Here is an 18,548-nt window from a genome sequence, read left to right as displayed (position 1 = left end):
CCAAAGATCCCCATTTATCTAGGCTGCCGCAGCATTGCCATTGCAGGGTAAAAACCGAACTTGCCCCCGGGGATTTGGGGCCTTTCCACTACCCCAAAAACCCGTTTAAGAAGACAGTCCCCCCATATTCTTTCCGTCAGGCATGCAAGGCAACTGCGAGATTACCGACGATCTTTGGTCCGGGGATTTGGGGCCTTTCCCCCGCCCAGGCCCAATCTGCATCATAATTCACAATCTCCCAAAACCCAAAAAGATAAGGCCCAAAACACCGGGGAATATAGCTTCCCGGGCGCTTTGAGCCTTACATCACATGCATCTTTAAACCTCAAGGCCTGATCCCCGGGCCTTGGTTAATCATGTGTCCTTTGCTTGTGGATCAGGTCACCACATCTGGCGCGTACTGACCTACTCCGGGCGGGCTTTCAAGCAGGGCAGCATCCAGATCCAATTCGTCTATGGGCTTTACGCGCTGGGCTTCTGCATCCCATTCTACCCGGCGTCCGAGTTTCCATGAAAGCCCAACCATATGGGCAGTAATGGCTTCCTCGAAACCTTCCTGAATGCCACAGCTTACCGGCCCGTTATTGCGGATAGCGCTCAGCCATTCCCGCATGTGCAGGAAGGTAGAGTCTACCCGTCGGCCGTCAATATAGGTCCACATCAGGCCCTTATCCGCGAAGTACTGGGAAGTGGCCGAAGAGACCCCATCCAGGGCCGTGGCGGCAGGGTTGTAATGGTAAATCGGGCTTTGGGGCTGCATTTTGCCTGCCTCCAGATATTCCGCGAAACGAGTGGAACGCCCGTCCGGCCAGATGGTCAGGCGGTTGCCTAACTCCATGCTGCCGTCGTGCCCCATAAGCATGGTGGGGCGGTTAAAGCCGTTGCCAAGGGTGGCGCTATAGACAAAGGTCATCCCCTTCTCCTTGCCATTGGCCTGGCTGCTGCCAGTGCTGAAATCCGGGAATTCCATATTGGCCTGCAGCACATCCGGCACGTTGCGGCCGTCCCGGTGGGTGTAAATGCCTCCGGAAGCCGTAACGGATTGGGGGATACCCATCCGCAGCACGCAATTCAACCGGTCATAGTCGTGGGTGAGCAGGTCACCGGAGAGGCCGGAACCGTAGGCCCACCATTTCCGCCAGCGGAAGAAGTGGTTCTTATTGAAGGGGATCTCCGGCGCATTGCCGATAAACTGAGCCCAGTCTATGGTATCCGGGTTCGCCTGCGAGTCGATCGCATAATTCCAGGCCCCGTTGTCATCGTTCCGGTTGGTATTGGTGGTTATCAGGGACACATGCCCCAATATGCCCTTGCCAATGATGTCCTGGGCCGTTTTAAAGCTCAGGGTCTGCCGGTGCTGGTGCCCTACTTGCAGGATGGCATCCGAGGCCAGGGCCACATCCCTTAATTCATAGGTTTCGGAAAGATTGTGGGTCATGGGCTTCTCCACATACACATGCACATTATTGCGCAGGGCTTCCATGGCAATGGGGGCGTGCCAGTGGTCCGGGGTGGCCACCACCACGGCTTCCACCTCCCCGCTGCCGATCATTTCCGTATACGTTCTATACCGTTTAACCTGTTGTTCTTCCGTGGAAAAGGATTTCATGGCCTTTTGGGCACGCGCATCAAAAATATCGCATACCCCCACAATTCGAACGTTCAGGGGGTCCTGGTTTCGGAAATCCTCCAGGGCGGTAAAGGGGCGACCTTCCTCTTTGGCCAGGGCGGTGGCCTCCTCCATGGCAGCCACCCATTCGTCTGTGGCATACCCCAGGGCACGACAGAGCTGTTCGCCCCGGATGCCAAAGCCAATAATACCGACTTTAACCGGTTCTCCCCCAATGGCCGGTACGGCCGGCGGCAGGGAAGGCTGTATGTTCAGGGTTTCCAGGATGGCTTCGCGCTCCCGGCGCTTGCCGACCGTCCCGCGGGCTCCGGCCCACCAAATGGCTCCCAGGATGGGGATTCCCCCCAGGCCCAGCAGGGCTTCTCTTCGGGTCCAACTCATGATTTTTCAGTTTTGGTTTTGGATGCATTTAAAACACGTTGGAGGCCAAAACAGCCCCCGGTGGGCTGCAGGAACAGGACGTAACAGGCCACCATTTCAATTAGGTTCTTATTTACCAGCCAGTAGCTGCCTTCGGCATTGAGCTGCTCCAGCCCGGGAAAGGACGGGTGTGCCAGGTAATACAGGGCGAGCAGGACCATGCCTGCCACGGCTCCGGCTTTCTCGAACACCCCCAGGATCAGGGTGATGCCGACAAACACCAGGGCCAGCCAGTTAAGGGTATCTACCCAGGGCAGCACGGCTTCCGAGGTCAGGGCCCCGAAAACGGACTTGAAGGGCCCCTGGGCCGAGGCCAGGTACCCGAAACTGGTCCAGTCCGGGTTGTAGACCTTCACGATTCCCTCGTAAAGGAAATGCCAGCCGATAAAGACCCGAAGCAATACCAGGCCCGTGGCCAGCTTCGGGTTGTTTTGGATTGTGGTCATTATATAAGCGGTTTTAGGGTTTCAGAATGGTTTTTGGTTGGGTTTCAAGCCTCCAAGGTACGGGAGGGCTGTTGCAATTTGTATGATAAGGATCAGGTTTTTAAGCGTGTTAGTGGGTACGGGCCATCTGGGTGACTGCTTCTACCAGTTGGTCCAGTTCCGCGTGGGTTGTAAAGACATTGGGGGTGATGCGACAGCCCCAAACCCCCGCATCCCGGATCCCTACCGTAAAGATGCCGTGGTGCTCCAAAAGGTCTTTTGCCATGGCTACCGGATCCATGCCTTCAATCCCCACATTCCCGATACCGCAATGGCGGGCCGGGTCTTCCGGGGTATTGACCAGCACTCCGGACACGCCCCGGAGCTGCTCCGTCCAATAGCGCTGCAAGGCCCTGAGCCGTGCCTCTTTCCGGGCCGGGCCCAGGCGCTCCAGATAATCCAGGGACGCCGCAATGGCCAGGTCCGTATGCACCGGGTGGGTCCCGGTGTGGTTTAGCCTTCCAATATCCGAGGGCTCCCGGTGGTGTTCGGCCAAAAGCGGCCATATTTTCGAAATGTGTGGCTTTTTCACGTATAGCAGGCCGGCCCCCAGGGGGGTTGCCAGCCACTTGTGGAGGCTGGAGCCGTAATAGTCGCAATCCAGGGCCTGCAGGTCTACCTGGTGGTGGGCCACGCTGTGAGCCCCGTCCACCATGACCTCCACCCCATGGCGGTGAGCCATGTCACATATCTTGCGAACCGGAAGGATCTGCCCGGTAATGTTCACCATATGACACACCATCAGCAAGCGGGTGCGGGGGGTAATGGCCGCCTCGTACAGGGCGACGATCTCCTCATCCGAAGTCGGGTGCTGGGGCAGGGAAACTACCCGGTTGACCACCCCATGACGGGCAGCCACCTGCTGGAACTGCATCTGCATGGCGCCGTAATCCTGTTCGGCAAAAACGGCTTCATCGCCCTGTTTCCAGGGGTATCCGCCAATAACCAGGTCCAGCGATTCAGTGGTATTGCGGGTAATTACCACAGTATCTGCCGGTGCATTTATCAGGGCAGCCAGTCGGGCCGCCATCTGTTTCTTGTTTTCCCATTGCACGGTACGCATATAATGGGAACCTTCGTAATTCACCATTCGCACCTGCTCCAGGAAATATTGGAGGGTGGGCCTGGGAATGATGTTGTAATATCCGCTCTCGAGGTTGATGTAGTCCGGCTTGAGTTCATAATCCAGGCGCACGCGGGCCCAGAATGCGGCTTCGTCCGAGGGGTCCGGCCAGGGCTCTTCCACAGCCGGCCCGGATGGGAGGGCGGAAAGCAGCAGGGGCGAGGCCAGGGTGGCGACCCCCAGGTGCCTCAGGAAATGGCGTTTGTCCATTGGGTTCAGGTTGGTTCCCCCCAAGATAAGAAATCCTGGAAATTACAGCCTGTCCCATGGGCCCAACCCCTTGAAGAAAAACCAAAAATTGAGTACCTTTAGAGTAGGAAACTTCCCGGGTTCCCATCCCGGGCCTACCCGTAAATGAATTGCTGTGAAACGATTGATGACCCTCATAATGCTCGGATGCCTGGCCTGGTATCCGGCCCGCTCCCAGGAAGCCTCTGGGGAGCCCCAGGATTACAGGGCCCTGCAGGGCGTGGTGGTGGATTCGCAAAACGGAGACCCCCTGGTCTTTGCTTCCCTGGCCCTGGAAGGACAAAACCTCACCACGGTGACCAACGCCGAAGGTGAATTCCTGCTGAAGGTCCCGCCGGACCTGGAGGAAGGGCGCATAGTAGTGACCTACCTGGGGTACCGAAGCCGGCAGATCCCCTTATCGGCCTTCGGCCGGGAACCCCTTGAAATATCGCTGAGCGTTTCTGTGACTTCCCTGCCTGAAGTAAACGTGGCCGCCCCGGCCGATGCCACCCAGCTGGTAAAGGACGCCCTCCGCAAAAAAGGGGAAAACTACCTGGACAAGCCGGTTAAAATGACCGCCTTTTACCGGGAAACCATCAAAAAACGGCGGCGGAATGCCTCCCTGGCCGAAGCCGTGGTACAGATCTACAAAGCGCCCTACACCTCGGACCGGCAGGATGCCGTGGAACTCTACAAGGCGCGTAAAAGCACGGATTACTCCCGCCTGGACACGGTAGCCCTGAAATTGCAGGGCGGCCCTTTTAATGCCCTTTTTGTGGATGTGATGAAGTATCCGGACTACCTCCTGTCTGCCGAATACATAGACGATTACCAGTTCTTTTATGAGCGCAATACGACCGTGGACGACCGCCTGGTTTACGTAATTGGTTTCCGGCAGCGGGAGTCCATCCTGGAACCCATGTTCCGCGGGCGGCTGTATATCGATGCCGAACGCAAGGTGCTTACCAGCGCCATATACTCCCTGAACATCACGGACGAGGCCATGGCCAGCAGGATGTTTGTGCGCCGCAAGCCGGCCAATGTGCAGGTAACCCCTACCCAGATCTCTTATCGGGTAGACTATCGGGAACAGGACGGGCGATGGTATTATTCCTATAGCAACGCCCTGCTGGAATTCAAGGTTGACTGGGACCGCAGGCTCTTTAACTCGGTTTACAGCCTGAGCCTGGAGATGGCCGTGACGGATTGGGAACCCAACCCGGACGGGATTGTACCCCGGTTGCGCGACCGGGTGAAATCCTCCATAATCCTGAGCGATGCGGCAGAAGGCTTTTCCGATCCGGATTTCTGGGGGGAATACAATATAATAGAGCCGGACAAATCCATTGAATCTGCCATCCGCAAGATCCAGCGGCAACTGCGGCGTGAGGATCGCCGCTGACCTCCTCCTGAATCGATTTGGTTATGAACAATTGTTGATATCTGCGGTTCATAAGGTGTCAATTGTTTTTTGGGCTATAATTTTGGAAATGAGGATTATTCGTCTACTTTAGGCTACGTAATCGAACCGGTAATCAGTCCATGATACATGTGTAACGATTACTACGAAGCAGACGTTCTTTGTAAAGTTGAATAGAATGCAAGCCAACGGTAGATCCTACCGTAAGCAAACATTCGAGCCGATGTCGGAGGGCTGTAGTCACTGGCAAAGGTGGGCACCTGTATGTTACGCGGAAAACTCCGGTTTACCATGTAAGATAGACCGTGCTAAGCAACGAAAAGGAACTACCGGAAACGCACAAAACCTTTGTGCAAATGCCGGCAGCGCCAAACGTCAGACAGCCACGCAGGCAACCCATGGTTGCAAAGCAGGACCAAGGTTCGGCAAAAAAAGCTGCAAGCTGTTTAAGGAAGCCATATCAATGTACCCGTTGCAATGATATGGCTTTCGCTTTTTGGGCACCCAGGGCAATGCATTCCGATTGTGTTTCAGCGCTTTTGCCAAACGGGTTCACAAGCATTGCGAAAGTTGTATATTTGCAGCGCTTTAACCCGATCTGATTCATGGCGACCATCCACTACACCAAAACTGACGAGGCCCCGGCCCTGGCCACAGCCTCCTTCCTTCCCATCGTACAGGCCTTTGCACAAAATGCCGGGATACAGGTAACCACCAAGGATATTTCGCTGGCTGCGCGAATCCTTTCGGTATTTCCCGAATACCTGACCGAAGACCAGCGCGTGGAAAACGACCTGGAATTCCTGGGGGAACTGGCCAAGCAACCGGAAGCTAATATCATTAAACTCCCGAACATCAGTGCCTCCATCCCGCAGCTGGAAGAAGCTATTGCCGAATTGCAGCAAAAGGGATACGGCTTGCCCGATTACCCGGCAGAAGCCCGCACCGACGAGGAAAAATCCATCAAAGCGCGCTACGACAAGGTGAAGGGCAGTGCGGTAAACCCGGTCCTGCGGGAAGGAAACTCCGACCGCCGCGCCCCGAAACCCGTAAAAAACTACGCCCGAAAGAACCCGCACAGCATGGGGGCCTGGACGGCAGATTCCAAAAGCCATGTGGCCCACATGACGTCCGGGGATTTCAAATCCAACGAAAAGTCTGTAACCCTGGGGCAGGCCACCAGCCTGAATATTGAATGGGTGGGTGCCGACGGCAGCACACAGACCCTGAAAGCATCCCTTCCTGTACTTGAAGGCGAGATCATCGACGCCAGTGTGATGGAAAAACAAGCCCTGCTGGCCTTCCTGGAGCAACAGGTGGCAGAAGCCAGGGCCCAGGGCGTATTATTTTCGGTCCACCTCAAGGCCACCATGATGAAGGTATCAGACCCCATCATTTTCGGCCATGTGGTGCGCACCTATTTTAAATCGGTCTTTGAACGCTACGGGGCCGACCTGGAGGCCGCCGGCATCAATGCCAACGACGGGCTGGAAAGCCTGCTAGCAGACCTGGACAAACTTCCCGAAGCCCAGGCCAAGGCCATTCGCGGGGCCATCGAACAGGCCCTGGAAGACGGGCCGGACCTGGCCATGGTAAATTCCGACAAGGGCATCACCAACCTGCACGTACCCAGCGATGTGATTATCGATGCCTCCATGCCGGCTATGATCCGGAACTCCGGGCAGATGTGGAATGCAGACGGTAAAGCGCAGGACACCAAAGCCGTGATCCCGGACAGCAGCTATGCCGGGGTTTATGCAGCTACCATTGCGGACTGTAAGGCCAACGGGGCCCTGGACCCCCGCACCATGGGCACCGTGCCCAACGTGGGGCTGATGGCCCAGAAAGCCGAGGAATACGGCTCCCACGATAAGACTTTTGAGATCAGCGGAGACGGTGTGGTCCGGGTGGTGGATACGGCCACGGGCAACACCCTGCTGGAACACAGCGTGCACGCAGGGGATATCTGGCGGATGTGTCAGGTGAAGGACCTGCCTGTGCAAAACTGGATTCAGCTGGCTGTGGAACGCGCCCGCCTCTCCCAGACCCCGGCCGTCTTCTGGCTGGACCCGGAGCGGGCCCACGACCGGGAACTGATCGCCAAGGTAGACGCCTACCTGCCGGAAGCCACCCGCAGGGAACTGGACATCCGGGTGATGTCTCCGGTAGAAGCCACCCGGTACACCCTGGAACGCATCCGCAAAGGGCAGGACACCATCTCCGTTACCGGAAACGTGTTGCGGGATTACCTGACGGACCTCTTCCCCATCCTGGAAGTGGGCACCAGCGCTAAGATGCTCTCTATTGTCCCCCTGATGAACGGGGGCGGGCTGTTTGAAACCGGAGCCGGGGGTTCTGCACCCAAACACGTGGAGCAATTCCTGGAAGAAGGCCACCTGCGCTGGGATTCCCTGGGGGAATTCATGGCCCTGGCCGTTTCCCTGGAGCACTACGGACAAAAGAACGACACCCCCCGTGCGGGCATCCTGGCCGCAGCCCTGGACGTGGCCACCGAACAATTCCTGGAGGAAAACCGCTCCCCCTCCCGAAAAACCGGGGAGCTGGATACCCGCGGCAGCCACTTTTACCTGGCGCTCTACTGGGCCGAGGCCCTGGCCGCCCAGGCAGACGATGCCGCCCTGGCCGGTATTTTCCGTCCGGTAGCCGAGGCCATGCGCAAGGCCTGCGATACCATTTTGCAGGAGCTGCTGGATGCCCAGGGCAAACCGCAGGACATTGGCGGGTATTACCTGCCGGACCCGGGCTTGACCGACCGGGCCATGCGGCCCAGCCAGACGCTGAACGGCATCCTGGCCCAGCTGGACTAAGAAAACGTTAAAAAAGCCCCGGAGAACCGGGGCTTTGTTATTTTTAAGGCTCAGACCACCTACCTCCCTAAACCGCCGCATGAAGCGCTTCCTTTGCAACCAACTCCTGCCCGGGCTTATGCTCCTGCTCTCCACAGGCCTGCTGGCCCAGAACCGGTATACCCTAAGTGGCACCCTGACCGAAGCGGGCACGGGCGAGACCCTGATCGGGGTGAGCATCCTGGTCCCGGAACTGCGATCCGGGGCCGTTACCAACGAATATGGCTTTTATTCCCTGACCCTGCCGGAAGGCACCTACCAGGTGGTTTTCCGCTACCTGGGCTTCCAGGAGGTGCGCAGGGAGATCGTTTTTGACCAGGACCGCCGCCTGAGCCTGAGCCTGGAACCCCAGGCCGAGGAATTGGAGGAGGTAGTGGTAACCGACGACGCGGAGCGACTCGACATCCGGGAACCCCAGATGAGTGTGGCCACCCTGCAGGCGGCCACCATCAAGAACATCCCCGTGGTGCTGGGCGAGGCCGATGTGATCAAATCCATTTTGCTGCTGCCCGGAGTTACCAATGCCGGGGAAGCCTCCAGCGGTTTTAACGTGCGTGGCGGGGCCGCAGACCAGAACCTGATCCTGCTGGACGAGGCCACCATCTTTAACTCTTCCCACCTCTTTGGTTTTTTCTCCGTCTTTAACCCCGATGCCATCAAGGATGTAAAACTCTTCAAGGGCGGGATCCCGGCCCGGTACGGGGGGCGGGTTTCCTCCGTGCTGGACATCTACCAGAAGGAGGGGAACAGCAAAGCCTTCCGGATGAATGGCGGGATCGGGGCTGTGGCCAGCCGGTTGTTGGCCGAGGGACCCATTGTACAGGACCAGTCCGCCTTCCTGGTGGGGGGTCGCGCTTCTTACGCCCATTTGTTCCTGCCCCTGTTTGACCTGGACAACAAGGCGTATTTCTACGATTTGAATACCAAGCTGAACTATAGAATCAACGCCCGCAACAACCTCTACCTCTCCGGGTATTTCGGGCGGGACCTCTTTAGTATTGCCGACCTCTTTGTGAACACCTACGGGAACGCGGTGGTGAATTTCCGGTGGAACCACCTGTTTTCAGACAAACTCTTTTCAAACCTCTCTCTGATCTACTCCGACTATTACTATGGGCTGGAGCTGGATTTTGTAGGGTTTGAGTGGAATTCGGGCATCCGGAATTTCAACCTGAAATACGACCTGAAACACTACCTGAGCGACAGCTTCCAGCTGAATTACGGGATGCACAACACCTACTACGTCTTTAACCCGGGGCGCATCAGCCCCAACAAGCCCTCCTCCGGGATTGTGGAGGAACAGCTGGTCAAAAAATACGCGAATGAAAATGCCATTTATGCCGATGTAACCCAGGAACTGACCCCAAAGCTGAGTGTGGGATATGGGCTGCGCATTAGCCAGTTTAACCGCCTGGGGCAGGACGAGTTCTACGTATATGCGAATGACAACCCGGTGGATTTTGACGAATTCAGCCTGGTCTACCAGGAGGGTACCCCGATAGATACCTTACGCGCCGACCGCTTCCAAACCCTGGAGAAATTCCTGAATCTGGAGCCCAGGCTCTCCGTGGCCTATACCCTGAGTGACCGGGCTTCCGTGAAGGCCAGCTACACCCGCATGGCCCAGTACCTCCACCTGTTGTCCAACACCAACTCCCCTACCCCTTTGGATGTGTGGACCCCGAGCGGGCCCTATACCCGCCCCCAACTGCTGGACCAGTACGCCCTGGGGTATTTCCGGAATTTTGGCGGGGGCGCCTACAGCCTGGAGTCCGAAGTGTTCTACAAGACGGTGGACAACCGCATCGATTACATTGACGGGGCCAACCTGATTGCCAATGAGGCCATTGAGCAGGTGATCCTGAACGGGGAAGCCCGGGCCTATGGCTGGGAGCTGCTGCTGCGCAAAAACACGGGGCGGTTTACCGGCTGGCTGGCCTACACCCTGTCCAAATCCGAACAGCGCACCCCGGGCCGCAACACCCTGACGGACACCGGGCGCACCGTAGAGGAGCCCGGCATCAACTTCGGGCAGTGGTACTACACCCCTTATGACAAGCGCCATGACGTTTCGGTCTACGGGAGCTTTCGCCTCAGCGACCGCTGGAGCCTCAACTCCAATTTCATCTACCAGTCCGGGCAACCCACCAATTACCCGGTGGGGCAATTCCAGTTTGAAGGGCTGGTGGTACCCTACTACGGCCTGCGCAACGTGCAGCGCCTGCCGGACTACCACCGCCTGGATATAGCGGCCACGCTGCGGCCCATCCGCCCGGGAAAGAAGGTAAAGGGCGAGTGGGTGTTCAGCATTTACAACGTATACAACCGCTATAATGCGGCGTCCATCAATTTCAGGCAAAACCAGGATACCGGGCGGAACGAAGCCATCCGAACCTCCATCTTCGGGATCGTGCCCTCGGTAACCTATAATTTCCGTTTTTAGATGAAACAGTGGATTGGGATAGCAGTGCTGGCCCTGTTGGGCCTGACGGGGTGCGAGGACGTGATCGAGGTGGAAACCCCGGAAACCGAGACCCGGCTGATCGTGGAGGGGCTTATCCGGGTAGACACCACCCAGCAGTACCTGCCGGTAGCCATCCGCCTGAGCGAAACAGCTTCCTTCTTCGGGGAGATCCGCCCGGTAGACGATGCCGAGGAGGTGACCATCATCCTGCAGGTCTTCAAGGCGGACGGCAGCGTGGAAACGGGCAATTCGGAACTGGAGCTGAGTCCGGAAGGCAACGGGGTCTACATCCCGGTAGTGGTACCCGGCGATGTAGACGAGCGCATTGCCACCAGTATCGTGAATGAAGACGCACTCTACACCCTGGTCATCACCAGGAACGGACGAAGGTATGCCGCACAGACCCGTTACGCGCCCTCCGTCCCTATCGACCAGCTGGCCCTGGGCGAGGATTCCCTCTTTGAAGCAGACGAAACGGAACTGCAGGTAACCTATACGGACCTGCCGGACCAGGACAATTTCTACATCCTGGACCTGGGGTTTGGGGAATACCTGCCCACGGAAGATACCTTTTACAAAGGGCAGACCTTTGGCTTCTCTTATTTCTACGACCAAAGCTTTGCCCCGGGCACCGTCCTGGAGGTGGGCATCCTGGGGGCGGACCAACAGTTCTATAACTACATGAACCTGCTGGTACAACAATCTCAGGACCAGAACAACCCCTTCCAGACCCCCGTGGCCACGGTACGGGGGAATGTGTTTGACGTGACCGGGCTGAACAACATCGACCGCTTTGACAGTACGGGGCAACCCGAGGTCTTCCCCCTGGGCTATTTTGCCATCGTACAGGAATTCCGGGATTCCATTACTATTCCATAACCCGCCTTATGTTGTCCAGACGCTTCCTCCTGCTGTTTTTGCTCTGGCTACCCCTTGCCAGTGGCTGCGAAGACGTGATCGAGGTGGACACCCCGGAGGCCGAACCCCGGCTGATTGTGGACGGCCTGATCCGGGTGGACCCTGCAGAAGCCTATGTGCCCGTCCGGATCACCTTGCGGGAATCGGCTGGGTTCTTCGAGCCGGTACCGGTAACCCAGGCCGAAAACATCCTGATTCAGGTAGAACGCTTCGATGGGGACCAACTCATCGAATCCTTTACCTCCTCCCTGGCCGAGGAAACCCCGGGTAGCGGGGTGTACATCCCGGACCCCAACGCCACCTTCGACCAGCGCATCCCCACGGTTTTCCTGAATGCAGAGGTGCGGTTTACCCTTCAGCTGCGGCACCGGGGGCGGCAATACCTGGCGCAAACCTGGTACCAGCCCGTGGCACCCATCGATTTTCTGGTGCAGGGGCGCGCTACCCTGCTGGAGGGAGACGAAACCGAGGTGATTGTGGCCTTTACAGACCCCGGGACTACCGTGGACCATTACCTGTTCCAGTTTGACCCCGGCCTGTTCCTGGTAACCGAGGACACTTTCTACCAGGGGCAGTTCTTCCAGTTTTCATATTTCTACGAGGAACCCATTGAGCCGGGAACGGTAAAGACGGTGGAGCTGATGGGGGCGGATGCGGCCTTTTATGCCTACATGGATGAACTCATTGTCCAAAGCGACCAGCAGGGACCCTTCCAGACCCCGGCCGCTACAGTGCGGGGCAACCTGGTGGATGTGACCGATATCGACAACCGCGACCTCTTTGACAATACCGGCCGGCCCGACACCTTCCCCCTGGGCTATTTTGCCATCGTGGAAGTGGACCGCGCCCAGATTACGATCCAATAGGCAGGTGGCGGCTGGCATAGGCGGCCATGGTGCGTTGCACCTGCTCAAACCCGTGCGCCATATTCCAGGCCAGGTCCCTGCCGGGGTCTGCCGTAACCAGGAGGTCTTTCAGGCCCAGGGCCTTCAGGTCTTCCAGCGGGGCATCGCAGGCCCCGCATACCGCCACCACAGGGATCCCCCTGGGGGCCGCTTCCTGTAATACCCCATCCAGTAGTTTCCCCTGCAGACTTTGCCCGTCAATCTTGCCCTCCCCGGTCAGGATCAGGTCTACCGGCGCTGCGGTAAGGTGTTCCGCAAAGCCGGTAATCCGGAAGAGGTAATGGGTCCCGGACAGGAATTCGGCCCCCAGGAAGGCGCGCAGGCCAAAGGCCGTACCCCCGGCTGCCCCGGCGCCTGCCAACTTCCCCTGGTCGGACCCCAGGTCCCTTTGCACCAGGGCGTCCAGGTGGCGCAGCCCTGCATCGAGCAATCGTACCTGCTCCGGTCCCGCCCCTTTCTGGGGGGCGTAGACCCGGGCTGCCCCGTTGGGCCCCCAAAGGGGGTTGGACACATCGTTTACGGCAAAAATGCGGGTGCCTTCCGGCAGTACCGGGCCTTCAGGAGGCCGGATGGCAACCATACGGGAGAGGTTCCCCCCGCAGGGTTCCACCGTTTTGCCGCTGGCATCCAGAAAGGCGTACCCCAGGGCAGCAGCCAGGCCGGTACCCCCGTCCGAGGTGGCACTACCCCCCAGGCCCACATATACCGTATGCGCCCCAGCATCCAAAGCGGCCCGGATCAATTCCCCGGTGCCCCGGGTATGGGTTCGCATCGCATCGCGCTCTGCTTCAGAAAGCAATACCAGGCCGGAGGCAGCCGCCATTTCCACAAAGGCTTCTCCCTGTTCAGGGTCCCATCCAAAGGCCGCTTTCACAGGGCGGCCCAGCGGGTCCGAAACCGTGGCCTCCAGCCGCTGCAGCGGGCGTACGGCTGCCACGGCATCCAGGAAACCGTCTCCCCCGTCCGAGGCTTCAAAAGCCGTGAAGCGCGCCTCGGGCAGGTGCGTGCGCACCCCGGCCATCAGGGCTTCTCGTACCTGGGCAGCGGTGAGGGAACCTTTGAATTTGTCCGGGATCAGCACAATATGCATAAGGCGATGGGGTTTGGCGTTGCCCCCTAAAGATAACCTATCGGCAGGAAACGCGCCGCGGGCAAAGGGCGTTGGCACAAAACCCCTACCTTTGTGAAAAACCTGTTTCTTGGCCACCGACAAAACCCTTTTGATGAAAGGCCTGCGCCGCCTGCTGATTACCCTGCTGTTGCTCTTTGCCGGGCCGGTATTCCTGTATCAGGCCTTTAAGAATGAGGACCATCCGTTATTTATTCCTGTTTTGATAATCGGGCTGCTGCTGGCCGGAGGTGCCATTTTTATGGGGTTCCGCGGCATCCGCACCCTGATGCGGGCCCTCTTTGCGGACGCCCCCGCAAAGGGCCGCTAACCCCCCAAACCCATCCCTTTTGCGGTTGTATAGGACGCGGGAGCAGCGTATCTTTGGAGCCGCATCACGCCTACCGATATGATCGAAATCACCCTGCCCGACGGCAAGAAAGTAAGCCACCCCAAAGGGAGCACCCCTCTGGATGTGGCCCGGGGCATCAGCGAAGGCCTGGCCCGGAATGTTATCAGTGCCCGTTTCAACAACCGCAAGGTAGAAACCGTAACCCCTTTGGAGGAAGACGGGGCCCTGGTGCTCTACACCTGGAACGACGAGGAGGGGAAAAAGGCCTTCTGGCATTCCTCTTCCCACGTCATGGCCCAGGCCCTTGAAGAACTCTACCCCGGGATCAAGCTCACCATTGGCCCGGCCATTGATGCCGGCTTCTACTACGATGTGGACTTTGGGGAGCACACCGTATCCGAAAAAGACTTCCCGGCCATCGAGAAGAAGGCCCTGGAAATTGCCCGCGGCAAACACGATTTTAAGATGCGTGAGGTTTCCAAGACCGATGCCCTGGCGTTTTACCGCAAACAGGAGAACCCCTACAAACTGGAGCTGATCGAGAACCTGCAGGACGGGGACATCACCTTCTGCGACCATGATACCTTCACGGACCTGTGCCGGGGGGGCCACATCCCCAACACCGGCCTGATCAAGGCCTTTAAGATCCTGAACGTAGCCGGGGCCTACTGGCGGGGGGACGAAAACCGCCCCCAACTCACCCGGGTCTACGGCATCAGTTTCCCGAAACAGAAGGAACTTACCGAATACCTGGAGCTGCTGGAAGAGGCTAAAAAACGGGACCACCGCAAGCTGGGTCGGGAATTGGAGCTCTTTACCTTTTCGCCCCGCGTGGGCCAGGGCCTGCCGCTCTGGCTGCCCAAGGGGGCGGCCCTCAGGGAACGCCTGGAGCAGTTCCTGAAGGCGGCCCAGAAAAAGGCCGGGTACGAAATGGTGGTATCGCCCCATATTGGCCAAAAGGAACTCTATGTGACCTCCGGGCACTACGCCAAATACGGGGAGGACAGCTTCCAGCCCATCCACACCCCCAAGGAAGATGAGGAATTCCTGCTGAAACCCATGAACTGCCCGCACCACTGCGAGATCTACCGGGCTAAACCCTTCTCTTACCGGGAACTTCCCAAGCGGTATGCGGAATTCGGTACGGTATACCGGTACGAACAAAGCGGGGAGCTGCACGGGCTTACCCGCGTCCGGGGCTTTACCCAGGACGACGCCCACATATTCTGTACCCACGAGCAGCTGGACCAGGAGTTTAAAAACGTGATTGACCTCTCCCTGTATGTGCTGGGGTCGCTGGGCTTTGAAAATTTCACGGCCCAGGTCTCGGTGCGCGACCCCGAAAACCCTGAGAAATACATCGGGGATACGGACAACTGGGAGAAAGCGGAGCAAGCCATCATCAATGCGGCCACCGAAAAGGGGCTGGACTTTGTGATCGAACCCGGGGAAGCCGCATTTTACGGGCCCAAGCTGGACTTTATGGTGAAAGATGCCCTGGGGCGCCAATGGCAACTGGGGACTATACAGGTAGACTACAACCTGCCCGAGCGTTTTGACCTCACCTACAAGGGCAGCGATAACGAACTGCACCGCCCGGTGATGATCCACCGTGCGCCTTTTGGCAGCCTGGAGCGCTTTGTGGCCCTGCTGCTGGAACACACCGGCGGGAATTTCCCGCTCTGGCTGACCCCGGAACAGGCTATTGTACTGCCCGTCAGTGAGAAGCATGAAAAATATGCCGAAAAAGTTTTAAAATCGCTGGAAAATCACGAAATTCGCGCCCTCTTGGATGCCCGCAGTGAAACCGTGGGAAAAAAGATTCGGGAAGCCGAAATGGGGAAATACCCCTTCATGGTGATTGTAGGCGACCAGGAGATGCAGGACGGTACCCTTTCCGTACGCCGTCATGGCGGGGAAGACCTCGGGGCTATAACCCCCGACGCCTTTGCCGACTTGATCACCAAGGAGATAAGCGGTACCCTAAAAACATTTTAACAGGTAGAATTTAAAACCCTTTAGCCATAGCAATACGAAGAAGATTCCGGCCCAGACCTCAGAGGGAAAACATGAACCCTCACAAGATTAACGACAAGATCACCGCGCCCAAGGTACGCCTGGTCGGGGATAATGTCGAAATGGGTGTTTACAGCATTAAGGAAGCTCTGAGCAAAGCTGAGGAAATCGGGACAGACCTGGTTGAAATCTCCCCCACTGCGGACCCGCCCGTCTGCAAGATCATGGACTATAAAAAGTTCCTGTACGAGCAGAAAAAGCGGGAAAAGGCCATGAAGGCCAAAGCGACCAAGGTGGTGGTCAAGGAAATCCGGTTCGGCCCCAACACGGACGACCACGATTACGATTTCAAAAAGAAACACGCGGAAAAATTCCTGAAGGAAGGTGCCAAATTAAAGGCATTTGTGTTCTTCAAAGGACGTTCCATCGTGTATAAGGAGAAAGGGGAAATTCTGCTCCTTCGCCTGGCCCAGGACCTGGAGGACTTCGGCAAGGTAGAGCAGATGCCCAAGTTGGAAGGGAAGCGGATGACCATGTTCATCGCCCCCAAAACCAACAAGAAATAGTTCGAGATATCCCGATATAGTAACTTGTAACAAGCGAGACAATGCCCAAGATGAAAACCAAATCCAGTGCCAAAAAGCGTTTTAAGCTTACCGGTTCTGGAAAGATCAAAAGGAAGCACGCTTACAAGAGCCACATCCTTACCAAGAAGTCGAAGAAGCGCAAACTGCGCCTCACGCACAGCACCCTGGTGGATAAGGCCGATGAGCAAAGCATCATGGAACAACTGCGGCTTAAGTAAGCTGCAGCCGGTAAAAGTTTAACCCTGGAGCCAGGCCCTAAAGATTCCCGTAACCCCGGGAGCGCCTGCTACAAAAAAACGTAACACAAAATGCCAAGATCAGTAAATTCAGTTGCCTCTAGAGCCCGCCGCAAAAAAGTGATGAAGCAGGCCAAGGGGTATTTCGGCCGGCGTAAGAACGTCTGGACCGTTGCCAAGAATGCGGTAGAAAAAGCGATGGTGTATGCCTACCGCGACCGCCGTAACAAAAAACGCAGCTTCCGCGCCCTGTGGATTGCCCGGATCAATGCCGGAGCCCGCCTCCACGGCATGTCCTACTCGGAGTTTATGGGGAAAGTGAAAGCGAACGACATTGAGCTGAACCGCAAGGTACTCGCAGACCTGGCGATGAACCACCCGGATGCGTTCAAAGCCATTGTGGACAAGGTAAAATAAATCCCAACAGGATATCTCGGAAAACCCCGGCCATGCGCCGGGGTTTTTTTATTCCCCCCAAAGGGTAAGCACCAGGTACCTCCCACTGGCGGCATCCCGGTGTTCGCAGAGGTAAATCCCCTGCCAGGTACCCAGGCATAACCGCCCCCGGCGCACGGGCAACTGCACGCTGTGGCCCAGCAGGGAGGCCTTCAGGTGGGCCGGCATATCGTCCGGCCCCTCCAGGGTATGCCGGTAGTAGGGAGCGTTCTCCGGTACCGTGGCATTAAAATGGCTTTCAAAGTCCATACGGACGGTGGGGTCCGCGTTCTCGTTTACCGTAAGGCTGGCTGAAGTATGCTTCACAAAGACATGCAGCAAGCCCACGGAAAATTCCTGCAATTCGGGGAGCTGCCCGGTCACCGCATCGGTGATCAGGTGGAAGCCCCTGCGAAAGGGAGGGAGTCGGAATTCGCGCTGAATCCAGGCCATAGGGTTGGGCGTTCTGGGGGATATTTTTAAATTCCCTGCCTGAAGTTACGGATAAAAAATACCTTTGCACCCGCAAACCCCTGCTATGGACCTGAGCAACATCCGAATGGTAGTTACCGATATGGACGGCACCCTGCTGAATTCACGGCACGAGGTGAGCGACCGGTTCTTTGGGCTGTACCAGGAACTGGAAGCCCGGGGGATTGAGCTGGTGGCCGCCAGCGGCCGGCAGTACCACAGCATGGTGGACAAACTGCACCCCCTAAGGGACCGCATTGTCTTTATCGCCGAAAACGGCGCCCTGATGCGGTACCGGGAACAGACCCTGCTCACCACCCCCCTGCCCCGCCAGCACCTGCGGGCCATTCTGGACCGGGCGTATAGCGTTGGGAATGCCCACCCGGTGCTCTGCGCCGCCTCCGGCGCCTTTGTGCGGGGCACCTCCGAAGACTTCCTGACCCTGTTGAAGGAATACTATACGGACTATACCCTGACGGATACCCTGATTGCGGTGGAAGAACCGGTTTTGAAAGTGGCTATCTACCATTTTGAAAGCTCGGAACGCCACATTTACCCCGCCTTCCGGGACCTGGAATCCGAATTGAAGGTAAAGGTCTCCGGCAACCACTGGGTGGATGTATCCCACCCCGAGGCCCATAAGGGGCACGCCCTGGAACGCCTGCTGGCGGAACGGGGCCTGGGCCGCGACCAGGTGATGGTTTTCGGGGATTTCAATAACGACCTGGAAATGATGGCCCTTTCGGATTACAGCGTGGCCATGGCCAACGCCCACCCTAATGTAAAACAGGCGGCCCGCTTCCATACCGCCAGCAATGATGCCTATGGGGTGGAGCAGATGCTGGAAACCCTGGTGCGGCAGCACTCCTGATGAATTAAA

General features: G+C 57.5%; 16 protein-coding genes. 11 read left to right on the top strand and 5 right to left on the bottom strand.

From position 1 onward, the window contains the following. Positions 1-376: 376 nt before the first annotated feature. The 3 genes from OZ410_RS09475 to OZ410_RS09465 form a co-directional block, all read right to left on the bottom strand. Positions 377-2,011: a Gfo/Idh/MocA family protein gene (locus tag OZ410_RS09475; protein ID WP_277707717.1), complete on the bottom strand. Its 1,635-nt coding sequence runs from the start codon at positions 2,009-2,011 to the stop codon at positions 377-379. Continuing rightward, complete coding sequence (locus tag OZ410_RS09470) at positions 2,008-2,496, bottom strand: DoxX family membrane protein (RefSeq protein ID WP_277707716.1); 489 nt, start codon at positions 2,494-2,496, stop codon at positions 2,008-2,010. Before OZ410_RS09470 ends, OZ410_RS09475 begins: the two co-directional genes overlap by 4 nt. Positions 2,497-2,605: 109 nt before the next feature. Continuing rightward, positions 2,606-3,868, bottom strand: a complete 1,263-nt coding sequence (locus tag OZ410_RS09465; protein WP_277707715.1) for an aminotransferase class V-fold PLP-dependent enzyme — start codon at positions 3,866-3,868, stop codon at positions 2,606-2,608. A 154-nt stretch (positions 3,869-4,022) separates the two neighbouring features. On the opposite strand from OZ410_RS09465, the gene OZ410_RS09460 reads away from it, so the two are divergent. The 5 genes from OZ410_RS09460 to OZ410_RS09440 all read left to right on the top strand — a co-directional run bounded on the left by OZ410_RS09460 (position 4,023) and on the right by OZ410_RS09440 (position 12,424). Then, a complete protein-coding gene (locus tag OZ410_RS09460) occupies positions 4,023-5,291 on the top strand; it encodes a carboxypeptidase-like regulatory domain-containing protein (RefSeq protein WP_277707714.1) in 1,269 nt (422 codons plus the stop codon). 623 nt (positions 5,292-5,914) lie between these two features. Further along, the gene (locus OZ410_RS09455; protein ID WP_277707713.1) at positions 5,915-8,137 is read left to right on the top strand and encodes an NADP-dependent isocitrate dehydrogenase; all 2,223 of its coding nucleotides are present in this window, start codon (positions 5,915-5,917) and stop codon (positions 8,135-8,137) included. A 79-nt stretch (positions 8,138-8,216) separates the two neighbouring features. Beyond that, positions 8,217-10,619 (top strand): TonB-dependent receptor, encoded by a 2,403-nt coding sequence (locus OZ410_RS09450; RefSeq protein WP_277707712.1) that lies wholly within the window; start codon positions 8,217-8,219, stop codon positions 10,617-10,619. Further along, positions 10,620-11,519 carry a DUF4249 family protein gene (locus tag OZ410_RS09445; protein WP_277707711.1) on the top strand — a complete coding sequence of 300 codons (900 nt, stop codon included), beginning with the start codon at positions 10,620-10,622 and terminating at the stop codon, positions 11,517-11,519. Positions 11,520-11,527: 8 nt separating this feature from the next. Then, positions 11,528-12,424, top strand: a complete 897-nt coding sequence (locus OZ410_RS09440; RefSeq protein ID WP_277707710.1) for a DUF4249 family protein — start codon at positions 11,528-11,530, stop codon at positions 12,422-12,424. Here the strand turns inward: OZ410_RS09440 and OZ410_RS09435 are convergent. Beyond that, positions 12,411-13,553 (bottom strand): glycerate kinase, encoded by a 1,143-nt coding sequence (locus tag OZ410_RS09435; RefSeq protein ID WP_277707709.1) that lies wholly within the window; start codon positions 13,551-13,553, stop codon positions 12,411-12,413. The two genes, OZ410_RS09440 and OZ410_RS09435, sit on opposite strands and share 14 nt — an antisense overlap. Before the next feature lie 109 nt (positions 13,554-13,662). On the opposite strand from OZ410_RS09435, the gene OZ410_RS09430 reads away from it, so the two are divergent. The 5 genes from OZ410_RS09430 to rplT all read left to right on the top strand — a co-directional run bounded on the left by OZ410_RS09430 (position 13,663) and on the right by rplT (position 17,179). Then, positions 13,663-13,902: a DUF6095 family protein gene (locus tag OZ410_RS09430; RefSeq protein WP_277707708.1), complete on the top strand. Its 240-nt coding sequence runs from the start codon at positions 13,663-13,665 to the stop codon at positions 13,900-13,902. 78 nt (positions 13,903-13,980) lie between these two features. Beyond that, positions 13,981-15,921, top strand: a complete 1,941-nt coding sequence (gene thrS, locus OZ410_RS09425; RefSeq protein WP_277707707.1) for a threonine--tRNA ligase — start codon at positions 13,981-13,983, stop codon at positions 15,919-15,921. 71 nt (positions 15,922-15,992) lie between these two features. After that, the gene (gene infC, locus OZ410_RS09420; RefSeq protein ID WP_277707706.1) at positions 15,993-16,505 is read left to right on the top strand and encodes a translation initiation factor IF-3; all 513 of its coding nucleotides are present in this window, start codon (positions 15,993-15,995) and stop codon (positions 16,503-16,505) included. Positions 16,506-16,546: 41 nt separating this feature from the next. After that, positions 16,547-16,744, top strand: a complete 198-nt coding sequence (rpmI, locus tag OZ410_RS09415) for a 50S ribosomal protein L35 (protein WP_277707704.1) — start codon at positions 16,547-16,549, stop codon at positions 16,742-16,744. A 90-nt stretch (positions 16,745-16,834) separates the two neighbouring features. Beyond that, positions 16,835-17,179 (top strand): 50S ribosomal protein L20, encoded by a 345-nt coding sequence (gene rplT, locus OZ410_RS09410; RefSeq protein ID WP_277707702.1) that lies wholly within the window; start codon positions 16,835-16,837, stop codon positions 17,177-17,179. A 48-nt stretch (positions 17,180-17,227) separates the two neighbouring features. Here rplT and OZ410_RS09405 read toward each other — a convergent pair whose 3' ends face one another. Continuing rightward, a complete protein-coding gene (locus OZ410_RS09405; RefSeq protein ID WP_277707700.1) occupies positions 17,228-17,650 on the bottom strand; it encodes a secondary thiamine-phosphate synthase enzyme YjbQ in 423 nt (140 codons plus the stop codon). An 85-nt stretch (positions 17,651-17,735) separates the two neighbouring features. Between OZ410_RS09405 and OZ410_RS09400 the strand changes: the two genes are divergently transcribed. After that, positions 17,736-18,539, top strand: a complete 804-nt coding sequence (locus tag OZ410_RS09400) for an HAD family hydrolase (RefSeq protein ID WP_277707699.1) — start codon at positions 17,736-17,738, stop codon at positions 18,537-18,539. The last annotated feature ends 9 nt before the right edge of the window (positions 18,540-18,548 follow it).

The sequence above is a fragment of the Robiginitalea aestuariiviva genome (genome assembly GCF_029537735.1).
GTDB classification, from domain to species: domain Bacteria; phylum Bacteroidota; class Bacteroidia; order Flavobacteriales; family Flavobacteriaceae; genus Robiginitalea; species Robiginitalea aestuariiviva.
Note: the sequence above shows the minus strand (reverse complement) of the source record. Positions and strands in the feature narration are given on the sequence as shown.

Coding starts and splice junctions, on each gene's coding strand:
- OZ410_RS09475 (WP_277707717.1), bottom strand. CDS start 2,011: ATGAGTTGGACCCGAAGAGAAGCCCTGCTGGGCCTGGGGGGAATCCCC.
- OZ410_RS09470 (WP_277707716.1), bottom strand. CDS start 2,496: ATGACCACAATCCAAAACAACCCGAAGCTGGCCACGGGCCTGGTATTG.
- OZ410_RS09465 (WP_277707715.1), bottom strand. CDS start 3,868: ATGGACAAACGCCATTTCCTGAGGCACCTGGGGGTCGCCACCCTGGCC.
- OZ410_RS09455 (WP_277707713.1), top strand. CDS start 5,915: ATGGCGACCATCCACTACACCAAAACTGACGAGGCCCCGGCCCTGGCC.
- OZ410_RS09450 (WP_277707712.1), top strand. CDS start 8,217: ATGAAGCGCTTCCTTTGCAACCAACTCCTGCCCGGGCTTATGCTCCTG.
- OZ410_RS09445 (WP_277707711.1), top strand. CDS start 10,620: ATGAAACAGTGGATTGGGATAGCAGTGCTGGCCCTGTTGGGCCTGACG.
- OZ410_RS09440 (WP_277707710.1), top strand. CDS start 11,528: ATGTTGTCCAGACGCTTCCTCCTGCTGTTTTTGCTCTGGCTACCCCTT.
- OZ410_RS09435 (WP_277707709.1), bottom strand. CDS start 13,553: ATGCATATTGTGCTGATCCCGGACAAATTCAAAGGTTCCCTCACCGCT.
- thrS (WP_277707707.1), top strand. CDS start 13,981: ATGATCGAAATCACCCTGCCCGACGGCAAGAAAGTAAGCCACCCCAAA.
- infC (WP_277707706.1), top strand. CDS start 15,993: ATGAACCCTCACAAGATTAACGACAAGATCACCGCGCCCAAGGTACGC.
- rpmI (WP_277707704.1), top strand. CDS start 16,547: ATGCCCAAGATGAAAACCAAATCCAGTGCCAAAAAGCGTTTTAAGCTT.
- rplT (WP_277707702.1), top strand. CDS start 16,835: ATGCCAAGATCAGTAAATTCAGTTGCCTCTAGAGCCCGCCGCAAAAAA.
- OZ410_RS09405 (WP_277707700.1), bottom strand. CDS start 17,650: ATGGCCTGGATTCAGCGCGAATTCCGACTCCCTCCCTTTCGCAGGGGC.
- OZ410_RS09400 (WP_277707699.1), top strand. CDS start 17,736: ATGGACCTGAGCAACATCCGAATGGTAGTTACCGATATGGACGGCACC.